16 protein-coding genes are annotated in these 18,949 nt (G+C 39.3%); 15 read left to right on the top strand and 1 reads right to left on the bottom strand.

Going from position 1 to position 18,949, the window contains the following annotated elements; genetic code table 11:
• Positions 1–66: 66 nt before the first annotated feature.
• From BUB03_RS02620 to BUB03_RS02560, 14 genes are all read left to right on the top strand, one after another.
• The gene (locus BUB03_RS02620) at positions 67–414 is read left to right on the top strand and encodes a cupin domain-containing protein (RefSeq protein ID WP_040994161.1); all 348 of its coding nucleotides are present in this window, start codon (positions 67–69) and stop codon (positions 412–414) included.
• A gap of 100 nt (positions 415–514) precedes the next feature.
• Positions 515–2,125, top strand: a complete 1,611-nt coding sequence (locus tag BUB03_RS02615) for a Na+/H+ antiporter (RefSeq protein WP_073060086.1) — start codon at positions 515–517, stop codon at positions 2,123–2,125.
• 130 nt (positions 2,126–2,255) lie between these two features.
• Positions 2,256–2,567, top strand: a complete 312-nt coding sequence (locus tag BUB03_RS02610) for a hypothetical protein (protein WP_073060083.1) — start codon at positions 2,256–2,258, stop codon at positions 2,565–2,567.
• Between the two features lie 9 nt (positions 2,568–2,576).
• Positions 2,577–3,161 (top strand): Crp/Fnr family transcriptional regulator, encoded by a 585-nt coding sequence (locus tag BUB03_RS02605; RefSeq protein ID WP_040994165.1) that lies wholly within the window; start codon positions 2,577–2,579, stop codon positions 3,159–3,161.
• 238 nt (positions 3,162–3,399) lie between these two features.
• Complete coding sequence (locus BUB03_RS02600) at positions 3,400–4,275, top strand: pirin family protein (protein WP_073060080.1); 876 nt, start codon at positions 3,400–3,402, stop codon at positions 4,273–4,275.
• A 147-nt stretch (positions 4,276–4,422) separates the two neighbouring features.
• On the top strand, positions 4,423–5,841 hold the full coding sequence (gndA, locus tag BUB03_RS02595) for an NADP-dependent phosphogluconate dehydrogenase (RefSeq protein ID WP_073060077.1): 1,419 nt from the start codon (positions 4,423–4,425) through the stop codon (positions 5,839–5,841).
• Between the two features lie 9 nt (positions 5,842–5,850).
• On the top strand, positions 5,851–7,332 hold the full coding sequence (gene zwf / locus BUB03_RS02590; RefSeq protein ID WP_073060074.1) for a glucose-6-phosphate dehydrogenase: 1,482 nt from the start codon (positions 5,851–5,853) through the stop codon (positions 7,330–7,332).
• Between the two features lie 21 nt (positions 7,333–7,353).
• Positions 7,354–8,064, top strand: coding sequence for a 6-phosphogluconolactonase (gene pgl / locus BUB03_RS02585; RefSeq protein WP_073060071.1), 711 nt, complete (start codon positions 7,354–7,356; stop codon positions 8,062–8,064).
• Between the two features lie 487 nt (positions 8,065–8,551).
• Entirely contained in the window at positions 8,552–9,241 is a 690-nt protein-coding gene (locus BUB03_RS02580; protein WP_040994175.1) for a hydrolase, read from the top strand.
• 67 nt (positions 9,242–9,308) lie between these two features.
• On the top strand, positions 9,309–9,494 hold the full coding sequence (locus BUB03_RS22015) for a hypothetical protein (RefSeq protein WP_228417744.1): 186 nt from the start codon (positions 9,309–9,311) through the stop codon (positions 9,492–9,494).
• A 47-nt stretch (positions 9,495–9,541) separates the two neighbouring features.
• Positions 9,542–11,080 (top strand): amidohydrolase, encoded by a 1,539-nt coding sequence (locus BUB03_RS02575; protein ID WP_262484326.1) that lies wholly within the window; start codon positions 9,542–9,544, stop codon positions 11,078–11,080.
• Positions 11,081–11,213: 133 nt separating this feature from the next.
• Complete coding sequence (locus tag BUB03_RS02570) at positions 11,214–11,639, top strand: DoxX family protein (RefSeq protein WP_040994179.1); 426 nt, start codon at positions 11,214–11,216, stop codon at positions 11,637–11,639.
• 1 nt (position 11,640) lies between these two features.
• The gene (locus tag BUB03_RS02565) at positions 11,641–13,011 is read left to right on the top strand and encodes an alginate export family protein (protein ID WP_073060068.1); all 1,371 of its coding nucleotides are present in this window, start codon (positions 11,641–11,643) and stop codon (positions 13,009–13,011) included.
• A 130-nt stretch (positions 13,012–13,141) separates the two neighbouring features.
• Entirely contained in the window at positions 13,142–13,888 is a 747-nt protein-coding gene (locus tag BUB03_RS02560) for a M17 family peptidase N-terminal domain-containing protein (RefSeq protein WP_073060065.1), read from the top strand.
• 85 nt (positions 13,889–13,973) lie between these two features.
• On the opposite strand, the gene BUB03_RS02555 is transcribed toward BUB03_RS02560, so the two are convergent.
• A complete protein-coding gene (locus BUB03_RS02555) occupies positions 13,974–14,762 on the bottom strand; it encodes a PhzF family phenazine biosynthesis protein (protein WP_073060062.1) in 789 nt (262 codons plus the stop codon).
• A 270-nt stretch (positions 14,763–15,032) separates the two neighbouring features.
• Here BUB03_RS02555 and BUB03_RS02550 point away from each other — a divergent pair, with 270 nt between their 5' ends.
• A complete protein-coding gene (locus BUB03_RS02550; protein WP_073060059.1) occupies positions 15,033–18,938 on the top strand; it encodes a response regulator in 3,906 nt (1,301 codons plus the stop codon).
• Positions 18,939–18,949: the final 11 nt, after the last annotated feature.

Genomic DNA, 18,949 nt, shown 5'->3' with positions numbered 1-18,949 from the left:
CACGGATTAAATTATTAGTGCATTCGTGGCTAATAAAAAGTATATTAAACTAAAACTTACATCAAAATGAAAATGACAAGAATCTTCAGCGACATTAACGGCGAATCCCATTTTGAAGATATCGAAATTCCGTTAACCGATCAGGGAGACATTGGATTTTTATCTGATGATATCAACGTTAAAAAAATGCAATTCAGAAAAGTTTCTGCGGAATATGATTACGATTTTCATCACGCTCCTCAGAGGCAGTATATTGTACTTCTAGACGGCGGTGTCGAGATACAAACTTCATTGGGAGAAATCAGACAGTTCCAGACCGGTGAAATTCTTTTAGTGGAAGATATTTCGGGTAAAGGCCATAAAACAAAAAACCTTGAAAAGAAGGAAAGAACCTCAATTTTTATTCATTTGTAAAAGAAACAAGAAACAAGAAACTAGAAATTGAAGCTAGACATCAAATTATAATTTAACTTCGATATCTGACATCTAGCATTCAGCATCTAACAAAAAAACTATGCACGAACAACTTCTTTTAATTCTGGGACTTTTAATTATCGTAATGCTTCTGGTAATGCTTGCGCAGCGCATCAGGATTGCTTATCCCATTTTTTTGGTATTGGCAGGTTTGGGAATCAGTTTAATTCCGGGTGTTCCGGTTCTAAAGCTGGATCCCGACATTATTTTCCTCATTTTCCTGCCGCCGTTATTGTACGAAGCTGCGTGGTATACCTCGTGGAACGATTTCTGGAAATGGAAACGCACCATCGGGTTATTGGCTTTCGGATTGGTTTTCCTGACGTCCATTGTTGTAGCATTCGCTTCACAGGCATTGATTCCGGGATTCACGTTGGCAATGGGATTTTTGCTTGGCGGAATTGTTTCTCCTCCTGATGCAATTGCAGCCACAACGGTTTTAAAAGGGCTGAAAGTTCCGAAACGTACCATTGCAATGCTGGAAGGCGAAAGTTTGATCAACGACGCATCTTCACTGATCGTCTTCAGATTTGCTTTAGCAGCCGTCATGACAGGAATGTTTTCGATGCAGGAAGCAACGGGACAATTCTTCCTGGTAGCTGGAATGGGTGTGGTGGTAGGAATTGCAGGAGCCCATGTTTTTTATGCCATTCACCGGTTTTTACCGACAACTCCGGCGATTGATGCAGCCCTGACGGTGATTACGCCTTACGTTTTATTTTTAGCAGCTGAGCATTTTCATTATTCAGGAGTAATGGCTGTAGTAAGCGGCGGACTGTTTATGTCTTTCCGTTCCCATGAAATTTTCAAAACCGGTATGACCAGAATCAATATGACAGGCGTTTGGAATACCTTGATTTTTGTGATGAATGCCCTGGTTTTTGTCCTGATTGGTTTGGAACTTCCGGATATCATCAACGGTTTGGGTGAAACATCTTTGATGGAAGGAATTAAATATGGTCTGATTATCAGTTTCATCGTTATTGTGGTGCGTCTTTTATGGATTTACCCCGTAGCGCATGTGCCAAGGTGGCTGAGTAAAAAGATAAGGAAAGATCCAAGTCCGGGATGGAAAAACCCTCTGATTATTGGCTGGGCAGGAATGCGTGGCGTTGTTTCGCTGGCAACAGCCTTGTCGATTCCAGTGATGATGAATGATGAAACTGCTTTTCCGATGCGGAATCTGATTATTTTTATCACCTTTGTCGTTATTTTTGTTACTTTGGTTTTTCAGGGATTGACACTGCCATTGATTATCAGGCTGACCAAAATCGGGGAAATTGATCCCATTCTACCTGCTCACGAACAGCAGGCGGCGATTCAGATCAGGCTGGATAATCTTGCCGTCAACCGGCTGAATGAAAAATACCAGTCCAGTCTGGAAACCAACAGCCTGGTGGAGAATTTTAAAAATACTGTTGAAAACGATATCGTACAGCAGCAAAGTCATCTGGAATCATTGGAAATGTGTACCAACAGAAGGAGTGACCTGAACGAATACCACGAAATCATGCTTGATATTTTTGCCTTGCAGCGAAAAGAATTATTTAAGATTAAAAGGGAAAAAGAGTTCAGTGATGACGAAATCCGAAAAGCAGAATCCCAGCTGGATCTGAATGAACTGAGGATTACCGGAAACAAACATTTGTAATATAGAGTTGTTTCTTAGCCCCGATAGTAACGGCATCCTTTTTTTGCGTATGGAATAAGGCAGCTGGAAAAAAGATATAGTGGATAGTGGGAATAGCTCCTAAAAAATAACTTTGATACAACAATTAAAAATGAAAACATTAAATTTTTTAGTCATTGGAAAAAATCAGGAAATTCTTGAAACATTAAAGAGAATTATCGAAAATAATGACGGCTGGAAAGCGGAAATACAGAGTGATGAAATGGTTTGCCGGGATTATATTGAAGAAAATCAGGTAGATATTGTTTTGCTGAGCTCAGGACTGGATGAGGAATTCGAAAATGAGATCAAAGTTTTTTGTGAAAATCTGGACAAAGATGTGAAAGTAATCGACCACTACGGCGGTGGAAGCGGGCTCCTGAAGAATGAAGTTTACACACTTTTCCCTAATTTGCAGCCGTAAAATAAATTTATGTTTCAAAATATCATCAAAAACATCTCGCGATTTGTCACATTAACCCCGGAAGAAGAAAAAATTTATGAAGATTTGCTGATGCTTCAGAAGTTTCCCAAAAAGACGCTTTTGCTTCGGGAAGGTGAGATTTGCCAGTTCGAAGGTTTTATAAAAGAAGGCTGCGTACGTACTTATTATCTTGATGAAAACGGCTTTGAAGTAACCCTTCTGTTTGCCGTTGAAGACTGGTGGATTACAGATATTGCTTCTTTTAATAATCAGACGCCGTCTAAAGTTTTTATCGAAACCCTGGAGGATACCGAAATTTATATGCTCAATCCGCAGACCAAAGAAGAGTTGCTGCAAAAAGTTCCGAAGTTTGAGAGGGCCTTCAGAATGATGATACAACGGTATGTAGTTACCCTGCAAAACCGTCTGATCAACACTATTTCCCAACCGGCAACAGAACGTTACCTGGAATTTATCAGGGTATATCCCACCATTCCGCAACGTGTGGCGCAATATTATATAGCTTCCTATCTTGGGGTTTCTAAAGAATTTGTAAGCACGATCAGGAAACGTCTTGCCAGTAAAAATAAATAATACATCCTCAAAATTCCCTCCTGTGGAGGGGTGGCGAAAATTCAAAGAATTTTTGACGGGGTGGTTTATACGTTGTGTAAACCACCCCGTTTTTTTGTTTCACAAAATCCATTCCTTCGGAAAGAGGAATTTGAAGTATAAATTTTTCACAAAAATGAATTTATTAAACCAGTTAAATGTATACTGTTTTTCATCCTCTTAAATTTGTTCCATCAAAACAAAATAAATAACAACAGATATGGACAGAAAAGATTTTTTAAAGAAAGGATTACTGGGAACAGGAATGTTTGTAGCATCTGCTTCATTAGGCAACACAATGAAAAATGAGATCGACGAAATTGAACCGTTAGAACCCATCGGATATAACCATTTACCGAATACTGATTCAAAAATTAAAGACAATTCTGTACTTCACAAGGCAGATTCCAGAGGAAAAGCTGACCACGGCTGGTTGGTGAGTAACCATACGTTCAGTTTTGCCAATTATCACAACCCGGAAAGAATGCACTTCGGAGTTTTAAGAGTTCTGAATGATGATAAAGTGGAAGCAGGAAGAGGCTTCGGGACCCATCCGCACGATAATATGGAAATCATCAGCATTCCGCTGGAAGGCGATCTGGAACATAAAGACAGCATGGGAAATTCAGCAATTATCAGGAGCGGAGACATCCAGGTGATGAGTGCCGGAACAGGAATTATGCACAGTGAATTCAACAAAAATAATGACAGTCTGGTGAAGTTTCTTCAAATCTGGGTGTATCCGAACAAGAGAAATGTGACTCCCAGATATGACCAGATTACTTTAGATAAAACAAAAAGTCAAAACAGATTTCAGCAGATTCTTTCTCCGAATGCTGATGACGAAGGAGTCTGGATTCATCAGGATGCCTGGTTTCACCTTGGAAATTTTGAAAATAATATCGAGACCCGTTACCAGATTAAGAAAAAAGGAAACGGAGTTTATGTTTTCATTCTGAAAGGAAGCGCAGAAATTGAAGGACAGAAGCTGGAAGAAAGAGACGGCTTCGGAGTCTGGGATATTTCCGGCCTGAACATCAAATCAACTTCCGAAAATACAGAGATTTTATTGATGGAAGTTCCGATGACGATGTAAATAGCTTGAATGTATTTTATTTTAGGACAGTTTTTTTATGTATTAAAACTATAATAACAATTGAAAGAAATTACGGATATTTTTTTTTACTGGTATGCATTTCCGTAATTTTATCGACTGTAAAAATTAAATAAATCTTAAGTAAGAATGGAAAAGTATAATTACGGGGTCATCGGGCTCGGAGTAATGGGAAGAAACCTGCTTTACAATATTGCCGACAACGGCTTTTCTACAGCAGGATTCGATTTGGATGAGGAAAAAGTAAAAGAGCTTCATAACGGGGCAACTCCGGGAACGCAGGTGAAAGGAACAGCTTCTCTTGAAGATTTTGTATCCGCTCTGGAAACCCCGAGGAAGATTATTTTAATGGTGCCTGCTGGAAAACCGGTAGATGCCGTTCTGGAAAATATTACACCGCTTCTCAGTCCTAAAGATATTGTGGTAGATGCCGGAAATTCTTATTTCAAAGATACCGAGAGACGTATTGCTGATTTAACATCCAAGAACCTGCATTTCATGGGGATGGGGGTTTCCGGAGGTGAGCAGGGCGCAAGAAGAGGACCAAGCATCATGCCCGGCGGAGATCTGGAAGCCTTTACTTTGCTTAAGCCTATGCTGGAATTAATTGCTGCAAAAGTGAATGGTGAAGCCTGCACGGCATATATGGGCAAAGGTTCAGCAGGAAATTATGTGAAAATGGTTCACAATGGTATCGAATATGCCATTATGCAGTTGATCAGTGAAGCTTATGATTTATTAAGAAAAGGCGCAAACCTGAACAACGATCAGTTATACGAAGTTTTCAAAAAATGGAATGAAGGTGAAATGAATTCTTTCCTGATTGAAATCACAAGGGATATTTTTAAACAAAAAGATGAGCTGACAGACGGTTTTCTGGTCGATCAGATTTTAGACAAAGCCGGAGCAAAAGGAACCGGAAAATGGACTTCCGAACAGGCAATGGAAATTGGTGTTTCTATTCCGACCATCGATATTGCAGTAACTTCAAGAATTCTATCAGCCTATAAAGAAGAAAGAGTGAAAGCGTCTCAATTATACGCTAAGGAAGAAATTATCAAGCCGGAAAATACAGAATTATTCATCCAAGAAGTGGGTGAAGCGCTGTATCTGGCTACTTTAATCAGCTATGCGCAAGGTTTGGCATTGCTCGTAAAAGCTTCTGAAGAATACCAGTTTGAAATTCCGTTAAAAGACGTTGTCAAAATCTGGAGAGGGGGATGCATCATCCGCTCAGTTTTGCTGGAAAAATTCTATTCAGCTTATACGCAGGCTCCTGATTTATCTAATATTTTACTGAATCAGGAAATTTCCGGAATCGTACAGTCTAAAATTAAGTCTCTGAGAAAAACGGCGGCTTTTGCCGTGTCAAACGGAATTCCAAGCTTAGGACTTCAAACCACTTTGGGATATTTTGATGCGTATACCACAGAATCTTTACCTGTGAATCTTATTCAGGCCCAGCGCGATTATTTTGGAGCGCATACCTACCAAAGAGTGGATAGAGAGGGAGTTTTTCATACTTCATGGCAAAACGTTAATAACTAAAATCGGAAAATGAGCGACAATACAATCCTGCACCCAACCACTATTGTTATTTTTGGTGCAACAGGAGATCTGGCAAAAAGAAAGCTTTTTCCTGCATTTTACAATTTATACATTGATGGCAGAATGCCAAAAGGCTTCAATATTTTAGCTTTAGGAAGAGCTGAGAATACTGACGAAAATTTTAGAAATTATATTAAAGAAAATCTGAAGAGCTTTTCAAGGAAGAATGTTACTACAGAAGACTGGGCTGGTTTCCAGGCACACATTTCTTATTTTCAGCATCAGCTGGATGAAGAAGATTCCTATAAAAAACTGTCCCAGAAACTGGAAAATTTTGATAAGGTTTACGGGACAAGAGGCAACAGGCTTTTCTACCTTTCGATTGCACCGAATTTTGTGTCCGTTATTTCCAATCATATCAAGAATACCTCTATAGCTTCTGATCCTGATAGAGACCGGATTATTATCGAGAAACCGTTTGGTCACAATAAAGAATCTGCTATAGAATTGAACAATCTGCTTTCACAAACCTTCAAGGAAGAGCAGATCTACCGTATCGATCATTATCTGGGTAAGGAAACCGTTCAGAATATTTTAGCCTTCAGGTTCGGAAACTCAATTTTTGAACCATTGTGGAACCACAGGCATATAGAATCTGTGCAGATTACCGTTGCAGAAGAAGTAGGTGTAGAAACAAGAGCAAGTTTTTATGAGCAGACCGGTGCTTTGCGTGACATGATCCAGAATCACCTTTTGCAGATTCTCTGCATGGTGGCCATGGAACCGCCGGTTTCACTGGAGTCCGGAGAGATCAGGGACCGTAAAGTGGATGTTTTGAAATCAATCCGCAGGATTTCGCCGGATAAAGTAGATCATTATGCAGTGAGAGGGCAGTACGGAAGAGGGAAGGTAAACGGTATCAAAGTAAACGGTTACCGCCAGGAAGAAGGAATTGCTCCTGATTCCAATACAGAAACATTTGCCGCTATAAAATTCTACCTGGATAACGAAAGATGGGAAAACGTTCCTTTCTACGTTCGTACAGGAAAGAAAATGAAAGAAAAGCATTCCTATATTACCATTCAGTTTAAGCCCCTTCCGCATTCTACATTTTCGGAAAGTTCGTCCCTTTTATCCGCCAACAGGTTGATTATTAACATCCAGCCGCAAATGGATATCAGATTGCTTTTTATGTCGAAAAAACCAGGGCTTTCGTTAGAATTAAAGCCTGTGGAAATGATTTTTGACAATTTTGCCTGCCAGACGGATACTCCAGAAGCTTATGAGACCTTGCTATTAGAGGCACTTATAGGTGATCTTACATTGTTTATGCGCTCTGATCAGGTAGAAGAGGCCTGGGATGTTGTAAAAACCATTCAGGAAACCTGGGAAAAAAACAAAGATTCTTCTTTCCCCAATTATGAAGCAGGAAGCTGGGGACCTGAAGACAGCAATGCGCTGGTAGAAAGACAGGGCCACCAGTGGGTTTAATTTTGAATTAAAAAAGTAAAGATGAATATTACAGTATTTGATGATCTGAATACCTTATATAAAAAAGCAGCAGATACCTTTGTTGAGCTTTCCGGGAAATCTATCCTGAAGCATGGTAAATTTGTTGTTGCCTTAAGCGGCGGTTCTTCTCCGAAGGCTATTTTCAGCCTCTTGGCGACTCAGGAATATGCAGAGAAAGTAGAGTGGAATAAAGTATATTTCTTCTGGGTAGATGAGCGATGGGTATCTCTTGATGATGAAAAAAGCAATGCGAAAATGACTTTTGAAACCCTCCTGGATAAAGTTCCTGTTAATAAAGATCACATTTTCCCGATGTATAAAGACGGAATCGACCCTGAAGATTATGCTGAAGGATATGAAGCACAAATCCGAAATGTTTTGGGAGCTGATGGTGTTTTCGATTTTATCCTTTTAGGAATGGGGGATGACGGTCATACGGCTTCTTTATTTCCGGGGGAAAAAATTCTGCACGAAAAAGAAAAGTGGGTGGATGCCTATTATCTGAAGCCTCAGGAAATGTTCAGAATTACACTGACTGCGCCTATTATCAATAAAGCTGAGAATATCCTGATTATTACATTCGGGACCTCTAAAAAGCATGCTTTAAATGAAGTTTTGAACGGAGAGTATAATCCTGAGATGTATCCGCTTCAGTTAATTGAAAAGAGAAACGGAGTTCAGCTTTTTACGGATAAAGAGGCTGGCGCCTGATGTTGAAACTGATTTATTAATCTGGTTAAATGTCCGGTAAGATTTATAGTCATAAATTTGTCATATCATTCACCTGAAAAATAAAAAAGTACTTCAGGAATCAATGATCTTATTACAATAAAAAAATTAAACACTCATTCATTGTTGAGTGATATATTTGTGAAAACAGGCTTGAATTTTTATAATTCAAGCCTGTTTTTTTTGTCTGAATTCTACTGTTAGTTATTGTATTGTGTGTTAGTAATATATTGATATTCATTGTTTTAAATTAATTTAATTCTGCTTTCAGATTAATAATACTAACTTAAAAAAGATATCTGATAAAAATAAACTAAATTTTTTTTCATGAAAATTAATTTATTAAACTAGTTAAATGTGCAGGCTTTCTGACCGTCCTAAATTTGTCATATCAAAATCAAACAAATACCAGGTAAGATTTAAAATTTAGAACAACATTATAATAAACAACATTTAAAAATTAAACATTATGAAAAAACTAATCTTAACATTCGCAACAGTAGTATTATCAGTAACAGCATTCGCTCAGAAACCTGGAAAATTAATGTTGGACCCAACTAACCATGCTTTGGTTTTAATTGACCACGAAGGGCAGATGGCATTCGCTACAAAAAGCATCAGCATGGAAGAGCTGAGAAACAATGTAGCCCTAATTTCCGGAGGTTCAAAAATCTTTAATATCCCGACAGTGGTAACAACAGTTGCAGAAAAATCTTTCGCAGGGCCTGTTTTCCCTGAAATTTCTGAAGTGTATCCTGAAGCAACAAGCGGATATGTGGACAGAACCACAATGAACACCTGGGAAGATCTGAACGCTCACAAAGCCATTACAGGGAAAAACAAAAAGAAACTGGTTCTTGCGGGTCTGTGGACAAGTGTTTGTGTTGTAGGACCGGCTTTATCCGCCATCGATGAAGGGTATGAAGTGTATGTCATCACAGATGCTTCAGGTGATATTTCAAAAGAAGCTCACGACCAGGCAGTTACAAGAATGGTTCAGGCTGGGGTGCATCCTATTACCTCTGTTCAGTATGTTCTTGAATTACAGAGAGACTGGTCAAGAAAAGAAACCTACAAACCGGTTAACGATTTAATGAAAAAATATGGTGGTGCTTACGGATTGGGAATCCAGTATGCTCAGGATATGCTTAAGCATTAATCAACTCTTAACAAGGGCAGGTTAAAAAAACTGCCTGCCTTTTCTTCAAACCATTAAAAAGTAAATTATGAAACCACTACATAAAATTCTATTCTCATTCATCTTAGGTGCAGGGCTGCTCAACGCCCAGAAAGCCGATTTGATCGTCACCAACGGAAAAATCACAACAATGGATGATAAAATCCGGAAGTTCAGGCAATTGCCATCAAAGACCATAAAATTCTCCAGACAGGAACGAATGTCCAAATCTTAAAATTAAAAGGAAGCGATACAAAAATCATCGATGCTGGAGGCAACAGAGTGATTCCCGGATTATTTGACAGTCATTTGCACGTAATCCGTGGCGGAAGATTTTACAATACCGAGCTTCGCTGGGACGGTGTGAAAACTTTGAAAAGAGCTTTGGAAATCCTGAAAGAGCAGGCTCAGAGAACACCGAAAGGTCAATGGGTGAGAGTAATTGGTGGCTGGAACGAATATCAGTTTGAAGAAAAAAGACTGCCGACTTTGGCAGAAATCAACGAAGCGACAGGTGATGTTCCGGCTTTCGTAATGTATCTCTACGGAAAAGCATGGCTGAATAAAGCAGGTTTGAAAGAGTTAAAGATCAACGGCGACACGCCAAATCCGGCACAGGGCTTAATTGAGAAAGACAGCAACGGCGACCCGACAGGTTTATTGGTGGCAGAGCCTAATGCCTTTATCCTGTATTCAACTTTGGCAAAACTACCTGAGCTGACAGAAGCTGAGAAAGAAAATTCCACACTGCAGTATATGACCGAATTAAACCGTCTTGGCGTAACTGCTGTAATGGATGCAGGCGGCGGTTTTCAGAATTTTCCTGACGATTACGGAACAACGGATGCATTGAACAAGCAGGGAAAAATTACGGTTCGGTTACCTTATTATTTGTTTGCCCAAAAGAAAGGATCAGAATTATCAGATTATACGAAATGGACAGGAATGGTAGACATCGATGACCACGGTCATAACGGCCATAATGAAATTGATTATCACGTAAATGGAGGCGGGGAGAACTTGGTTTCAGATGGTGCGGATTTTGAAAATTTCCTTTTCCCAAGGCCCGAGTTGCCCGCAACAATGGAGAAAAATATGAAAGAAGTAGTAAGCCTTCTGGTTAAAAAAAGATGGCCGTTCAGAATTCACGCCACCTACAATGAAAGCATCACAAGATTCCTGAATGTTATTGAAGAAGTAAATAAAGAAACACCATTAAACGGATTGGTTTGGTTCATCGACCATGCAGAAACGGTTTCTGAAGATAATATGAGACGCATCAAAGCTTTAGGCGGCGGAATTGCGGTACAGCACAGAATGGCGTATCAGGGCGAAAGTTTCATCCACCGCTACGGGAAAAAAGCAGCACTGGCTTCTCCACCGGTAAAGAAAATGCTGGAAATGGGAATTCCTGTAGGATTGGGAACAGACGGAACAAGAGTCGCAAGTTATAATCCCTGGGTTGCCTTATACTGGATTACTACAGGTAAAACATTGGGCGGAACCCAGGTAATGGCAAAAGAAAATGCTTTAGACAGAAAAACAGCTTTATCACTTTCCACTTTCGGAGGATATGAACTGATAAAGGATTACGAAAAAGGGAAAATCAAAAAAGGATATTTCGCAGACCTTACGATTTTAGACAGAGATTATTTCAGTGTCAATGAGGAAGAGATCAAAGACATTACTTCAAAGCTAACCATTGTTGACGGGAAAGTAGTGTATGGGGACGAAACTTATAAAAATGTTGCTCCGGCTTCACTTCCTGTAATCCCGGAATGGTCACCGGTAAAATATTACGGAGGATACCAAACGAAATAAGAAAACTAAAACTACTTCGCACAAAATTCCCCTCCTTTGGAGGGATGGCGAAAATTCAAAGAATTTTTGACGGGGTGGTTTAAAAAGAATACACGATTCAATTCCATCATCCAATCATTTCAAACCTACACCTATGAAAAAGCTCATCCAAACCATCACCAATACCAGCCTTGAAGGAAAATTAATTCATATCGCTTTATTGGTATTCAGAATTTTATTATCAGTAGAATTAATCACAGCACACGGATTGAAAAAGCTAGGTGTGGGCGTTGCGGAAGCTGAAAAAGTTCCTAATCCTCTGCATCTTCCGGAAGCATTCAATAGTCTCTTTGCAGATGCGGCCAACCTGGTGTTCCCGGTATTTGTTATCTTCGGATTCTTTACCAGAATTGCAGTTCTCCCGATTTTGGCGGTGACGCTCACAGGCTATTTTATTCTTCACTGGAATGATGCTTTGCTGATAAAAGATACCCCTTTTATGTACAGCCTGTGTTATTTGTTTCTGCTTTTTGTGGGACCCGGAAAATATTCAGTCGATAATTATTTAAGAAAGGTTTAGCATGAAGAAGTTCATTACAATATTACTGATCGCACAGATTTTGCTGCCCGTCTATACTTCTGCACAATTTAAACTGATGAGGTTTGATGAAAATTATGAAGCGTATCAGGATTCTGCAAAAACATTTTATAACTCATTGAAATACATTCCGCTGTCCGAAAACAAGGGTAATAAATATTTATCCTTAGGCGGAGAAGCAAGAGCAGAGTTTGTGGAATTCAACAACGAAGACTGGGGAAGGCTGGGAATTGGAAGCAACCCGTTTTTTATCCAGAGATATACGGTTCATGCAGATTGGCATTTAGGCTCGCGGGTAAGGGTTTTCGGACAGTTGAGAAGTGCATGGGAAAACGGAAGAAAGAACGGGCCAAGACCTATTGATGAAGATCACTTGAATGTTCAGAACCTTTTTATAGACGTGGATGCGGTTAAAAATGAAAAAGAAAAACTAACCGTTCGCGCAGGAAGACAGGAACTGGACTACGGAAGCGGAAGACTGATTTCTGTACGGGAAGGCCCGAACCTGAGACTGTACTTTGATGGATTAAAGCTGATGTATCAGAAAGGAAACTTCAAATCGGATGCTTTTATGATGATGGCAAGCGAAATCAATACTGGGGCTTTTGATAATAAACTTTCAAAATCCATCAATCTTTGGGGAAGTTACAACACTCTGATTCTTCCTAAAAGCGGAAATCTGGAATTCTATTATCTGGGAATTCACCGGAAAGACTCACGTTTTGAAGACGGAATCGGGGATGAAACAAGACATACATTAGGCGGAAGATTCTGGAAATATGGCGGTGGTTTTATTTACAACTTTGAAGCGGCTTATCAGTTCGGGAACTTCAACAAAGGAACGATCAGCGCGTGGACGGCTTCTGCAGATATTGGTTATATGTTTGAAAATGTAAAAGGAAAACCTACGATCAATCTTCGCAACGATTATATTTCCGGAGACAGAAACAAAGATGATGGAAAGCTGGGAACTTTCAATCCGCTCTATCCGAAAGGAGGGTATTTCGGATTCAATCCGCAAATCGGACCTGTGAATCTGATTGACATCCATCCTTATGCAACGGTAGATCTGAGCAGCAAAATAACGGTCCAGGCAGATGTGGTTTTCAACTGGAGATATTCCATCCAGGACGGTGTGTACAGGCCAAGCGGTTCTCTGAACCTGACTTCAATGAATTCCAAAAAGAGATACATAGGAACTGCTTTTTTAGGAAGCTTTAATTATAAGATCAATAAATTTTTCACCTTCAATACTGGAATTCAGTATTTCAAAACCGGTGAATTCGTAGATGACATTATTGAAAATGACAAGGACGGATTATTCGTCAATTCAAGAATCGTTTTTAAATTTTAGATGAAGCATAAATAAAATTCATATTTAATTATCCCACATCAATGCTGAAATTTATTTCTAAACCTACCTTTGATATACAGTAAAACAATAATTAACAATTAGACAAAATAATAACTTAAAATCAATCATTATGAAAAATAAACTTACCAATATCCTTAGCCAATCATTATTCATTGCCGGATTAGCATTTTCAACCCTGACTTTTGCTCAAACCACTACAACTACAGCCAACTCATCTGCAAAAACCACAGCCGTCGGAACATCAAAAAACTGGGGCTCAGTGGATGGGATTTCAATGATTGGACTGGTTCAGGGACCATCCTCTGCCGATGCCCAGCTTCAGGTTGCTTGTGTGTTCGAATACACGGAAAATGATATTCACAGTGCCCAGGCTTTACCTGCCAATCTGAACGGGTTGGTGCATTTAGATGAAGCACTTAAAGGTGAATTTACAAAAATCAGACAGTCGGGACAGTTTAAGGGACATTCCCTTGAAACCCTTTTAATAACACCTCCGGCAGGTTCTATGTCAGCGAAAAAATTATTGCTGATCGGTTTGGGTAACAGAAACAACTTCACTCCTGAGCTGATGACTTCAGTGGGAGAAGTAGCTGCCCGCGAAGCAATGAGATTAGGCGTAACCAATTTTGCGTTTGCAAGCGATTTAAAAGATGCAGGGATAGATTCTCCAACAGCTTTGGTAGCGGGAAATGTAGTGAAAGGTATTGTCAGTGCGAACCGCTCTGAAACCTATTTGAAAGAACACAACCTGTCCAAAACAAAGAAATTAGAAAAAGTATACCTGTTGGCGGGACCCTCTTTCTTTGAAATTGCAGGCGGTGGAATTTCAGACGCGATTGCTGAATTAAAGAAATAAGATTTCTGGTTTAAAATATTATTAAAAATGGCGCCACTTATTTAAAAGTGGCGCCATTTGGCTTTTCAATCTCTTCAGAATACCATTATTCTATCCGGAAATATCCCTCGGAATAAGTTCTGGCTTTACCTGCCACAATTACTCTTTCCTTTTTGTTTTCACAATAAAGCTCGCCGCCTCTTTCCGATAGCTGGCGGGCGAATAGCTTATCTTTCCCTAATCTTGATGACCATAACGGAATAAGCGAGCAGTGGGCAGAGCCGGTTACCGGATCTTCAAGAATGGACGACTGCGGAGTAAAATATCTTGAAACAAAATCACTGTCAGTACCTGCTGCTGTTACTACAACCCCTCCCGGGTCCAGATTGATGAGGTCAAAAACAGATCTTTCAATTTTGATATTTTTTATGTCTTCCTCAGATTCATATACCAGAACATAATCTCTTGATTGGAAGACCTCCTTAGGCTGTATATTCAGGGATTGGCTTATTATATCCGGAAGAGCCGATTTTTCAGGCATTCTTGACGGAAAATCCATATAATACATTCCATCTTTAACTTCGACCGTTAATTCTCCGCTTCTGGTTTGAAAAACCATCCTGCTGCTTTGATAGTTTAAAATAGAAGCCAGGCAATGGGCTGTGGCAAGGGTAGCATGTCCGCACAGGTCCATTTCTATTTCGGGGGTAAACCATCTCAGATGAATAGTATTGCCATTATCAATAAAGAAAGCTGTTTCGGCTACAGCATTTTCGCGGGCTATTTTTAAAAGTATCTCATCAGGCAACCAGTTTTTTAGTGGGACAACGCATGCGGGATTCCCATGGAAAATCTCTTCTGTAAAAGCATCTATTTGATATAATTCTAACTTCATGATTGACAAAATTTTACGTGTGTTGCAAAGATAATTTATTTTCAGGGCATACTTTGGTTTAATTATACTCTTACTGCCTTGGCAGGATCATTATGAAATATCTGTATTTATCCATTATGTATATTCTGGTTAATTTTTCTTATTTATGCAATATTATTATCAATAATTGATTATTGTATCTATTAATTATGAAATAATTAAGTTTATAAAAATAATTTTTATAATAATATTCTGACTATATTTAACATAAAACAAGTAGTAATTAATATTATGGATAATTATCCAGTACCTGACAATGAAAAGGGAAGAATTAAAAAACTGGAACTGTTTGATCTTCTGAACCTTCCAAAGGATCCTCAATTAGATGTTTTTGCAGAAGCTGCGTGTCTGATTGCAGATTGTCCCAGCTCGCTTATTGCCATTATGGAAAGTGAGATTCAGACGATACAGAGCTGTATTGGGCTTTCTTTGGATGCCGTGGACCGGAAAAATACACTATGCCAGTATTCTGTTGCAAGCGGAGATGTGGTGGTAATTAACGATACCCTGACGGACAGCAGATCATCCGGTAACTCAATAATACTTGAAGGGGGTATCCGATTCTACGCAGGTATACCGCTGATAGATGATGAAGGCTTTGTATTGGGAACTATTTGCGTTATTGATTACAAGCCTAAAACTATTTCGGAAAACCAGATTGCCGCCCTTAAAAAAATAGGTGATGCAGTTACACAGTTTTTCCTGAACAAAAGAAAAAATATTCGGGCTGAATATTTCCAGCAAACCTTTGATGTTTCCAATAATCTGATCTGCGTCATTGATAACGAATTTATTCTCAAAGAAGTAAATCCGGCATTTCAAAAACTTTTTGGGATACCCAAAAACCAGGCTGTTCATCAGAGCTTTTTAACAATTCTGGGAGAACAGGATGTTTCCTTGGAGCTCAGATTAAAAAACTTTCTCAAGACTGATGAAGAACTGGTATTTATAACCTCCACAAAGATATATGACGCTGCTCCTATTCTTATAGAATGGTATCTGAAGCAGAATCAGAATCATTCCGGAATTTTTTGTTTCGGAATTAATATTACCCAGCGTATTGAAGAAAGGCTTCAGCTTGAAAGCTCTGAACGCCGTTTCAGAAGCTTTTTTGAAAATGCCATCGGCCTGATGAGCATGCACGATATGGAGGGGAATATTCTTGAAGTGAATGAAAAAGGAAGAGAAACCCTGAAATATTCTGCGGAAGAAGTACAGGGACTGAATCTGAAAGACCTTGTTCCTGAGCAAAACTGGCCTTTACTGGAAGAATATCTGCAGCGGATCAACCAGAACAAGGAAGATTTCGGGACAATGATCCTCAGGTCAAAAAAAGGAGAAGAGCTGGTCTGGATGTACCATAATCTTGTAGAAACCGATAAAGACGGGAATCCCTACGTAGTAAGTACAGCGCTGAATGTTACCGAAAGAATAACCCTGGAAAGAGATCTGGTATATGCTAAGAAAATGCTCGAGCAGACAAGCTCGGTTGCCCAGGTGGGCGGCTGGGAAGTTAATCTTAAGAATAATGCTGTATTCTGGTCAAAGACGACAAAAGAAATTCATAAAATAGACTATGATTTCCAGCCGGATCTCGAAAACGCAATTGGTTTTTACAAAGATGAAGACAGGCAAAAAATTGATTTTCTTTTCAAAAGAGCTGTTTCGGAAGGTATTCCTTACGATGAAGAGGTTCGGCTTGTCCGGAATGATGGCGTTACGATCTGGGTAAGAGTAAAAGGAATCCCGGAGTTTGAAAACGGGGTATGCAACAGGGTTTTTGGGATCATTCAGGATATTGATGCCTTTAAAAAGATTTATCTGGAGCTTGCGAACAAAGAGGCAATGATGCAGTCTTTCGTAACCTACGTGCCCGTTCCTGTAGCGATGTTTGATAAAGAGCTTAATTACCTTTCGGTAAGCACCAGCTGGAAAGAAGAATTCAATATGAATAATGTGGAGCTGACGGGAGAGAATATCTTTACCATTTCTCCCGATGTTCCAGAAGAGAGAAAAGCGATCTACAAAGATGCTTTACGCGGTAAGGTCTATAAAAATGATGATTTTGCCATTGAACTTTTACATAAAGAAGGAATCCAGCATTACAATGTGGAAGTAGGGCCATGGTATCTTTCAGAGGGTGTGATAGGTGGTGTAATAGTTTCTGTTCAGAATATTACCAATGCTGTTAAAGTCAATGAAGAGCTCAAAAATGCAAAAAAAATGGCAGAAATTGCGAGCAAGGCCAAATCTGATTTTCTGGCCAACATGAGTCACGAAATCCGCACACCTCTGAATGGAGTTATAGGATTTTCAGACCTGCTTTTAAAAACTCCACTCAATGAAATACAAACCCAGTATCTTAATTATATTAATGAATCCGGGGAAAATCTGCTTGCTATCATTAATGACATTCTGGATTTCTCCAAGATAGAGTCCGGTAAAATGGACCTCCTCATTGAAAAATCCAACGTTTATGATCTGGTCAGCCAGGTCGTCAATGTAATTCTTTATCAGTCGCAGAAAAAACATATTGAGCTGCTGCTCAATATCGAGCAGGGACTGCCGAAAATACTTTGGCTGGATGAAACCCGGCTGAAGCAGATTCTTATCAATCTTTTAGGGAATGCAGTGAAATTCACACAGCAAGGTGAAATTGAGCTTAAAGTAGAAAAACTGAATATCTGCGATAAAAATATATCACTAAGATTTTCTGTAAGAGATACAGGAATAGGTATTCCGCTTGAAAAGCAGCAGCATATTTTTGATGCTTTTACACAGGAAAACAGTTCCATCAGCAAACGCTACGGTGGAACAGGGTTGGGACTTACGATATCGAATAATATTTTAGGCTACATGGGAAGCCACCTTTCCCTGAACAGTGCACCGGGAAAAGGGTCTGTATTTTTCTTTGATATTGAGGTTCCTTATGAGATATCCGAAACCGGTGAAGATGAAGAACTGAAAATAGAAAAAGTTCTTATTGTAGATGATAATGAGGCCAACAGGGTGATTCTTCAGCACATGCTGGCGTATAAAAAAGTTGAATCAAAACTGGCAGCCAACGGAATGGAAGCCTTACAGATTTTACTGGCGGGAGAACGTTTTGATGTTATTTTAATGGATTACCATATGCCGGTAATTTCCGGGCTGGAAACCATTGAAAAAATTAAGGAATTATTCATTCAGAACCATGAAACTTCCCCTCTGGTTATCCTTCATACTTCTTCAGAAGAACATGATGTGATCAATTCTTTCAGGCAGGACGAAAACTCATACTTCCTTTTAAAGCCTATAAAGTCGGAAGAGCTCTATCAAACTTTGAAACGTGCCGTACAGGATAATGTAAAAGAAATACCCGCAGCTCCGGAGTCGGAAATGGAAACTTCTTTATTTCCGCCTGATCTCCGTGTTTTGCTTGTGGATGATAATCCTGTGAATATGGTACTTAACAATAGAATGATGAAGTCCCTGATTCCTGATGCACAGCTTACGGAGGCAACTAATGGACTGGAAGCTTTGGAACAATGCAAAAGCAAACATTTTTCGGTGATCCTGATGGATGTTCAGATGCCTGTAATGGACGGTATTGAAGCCACCAAGCAGATCCGTCTTCTTCCCGGATATCAGGATACCCCGATTATTGGAGTCACAGCAGGGACCATAATAGGTGAAAAGGAAAAATGCATCATGTCCGGAATGAATGATTTTCTTCCGAAACCCTTAAGGCAGGCAGATCTTTTTGAAATGCTTACAAAATATATTTCCGGCAATAAAGCAGAACATAAAAACACTGTACAAATGGAAAGATATCTTGACCTGAACCTTCTCAATGATCAAACGGGAGACGATGATGAAGATTTTAGAAAAATGTTTCTGAACCTGGTCATCCAGCAGCTTTCCGAGGCCGAAAACAATATAAAAAATACCGCTGCCGAAGAAAATGTTGAAGAAATGAAAAAAATCCTTCACAAGCTGAAAGGGACGGCCGGAACAGCCGGATTGATAAAGCTGGCAGAAACCGCTTTATACTGGGAAAATAAAGTGGACGAAACTACAGATTTCTCATCCTTACTGCAGGAAATAATTGATGAAATAACAATCGGATTAAATTTAATAAATGGTTTAATAAAATAAAAATAAAAACT

The sequence above is a fragment of the Chryseobacterium oranimense genome (genome assembly GCF_900129755.1).
Classification (GTDB): Bacteria; Bacteroidota; Bacteroidia; order Flavobacteriales; family Weeksellaceae; genus Chryseobacterium; species Chryseobacterium oranimense.
This window is presented reverse-complemented; position numbering and strand designations above follow the sequence as displayed.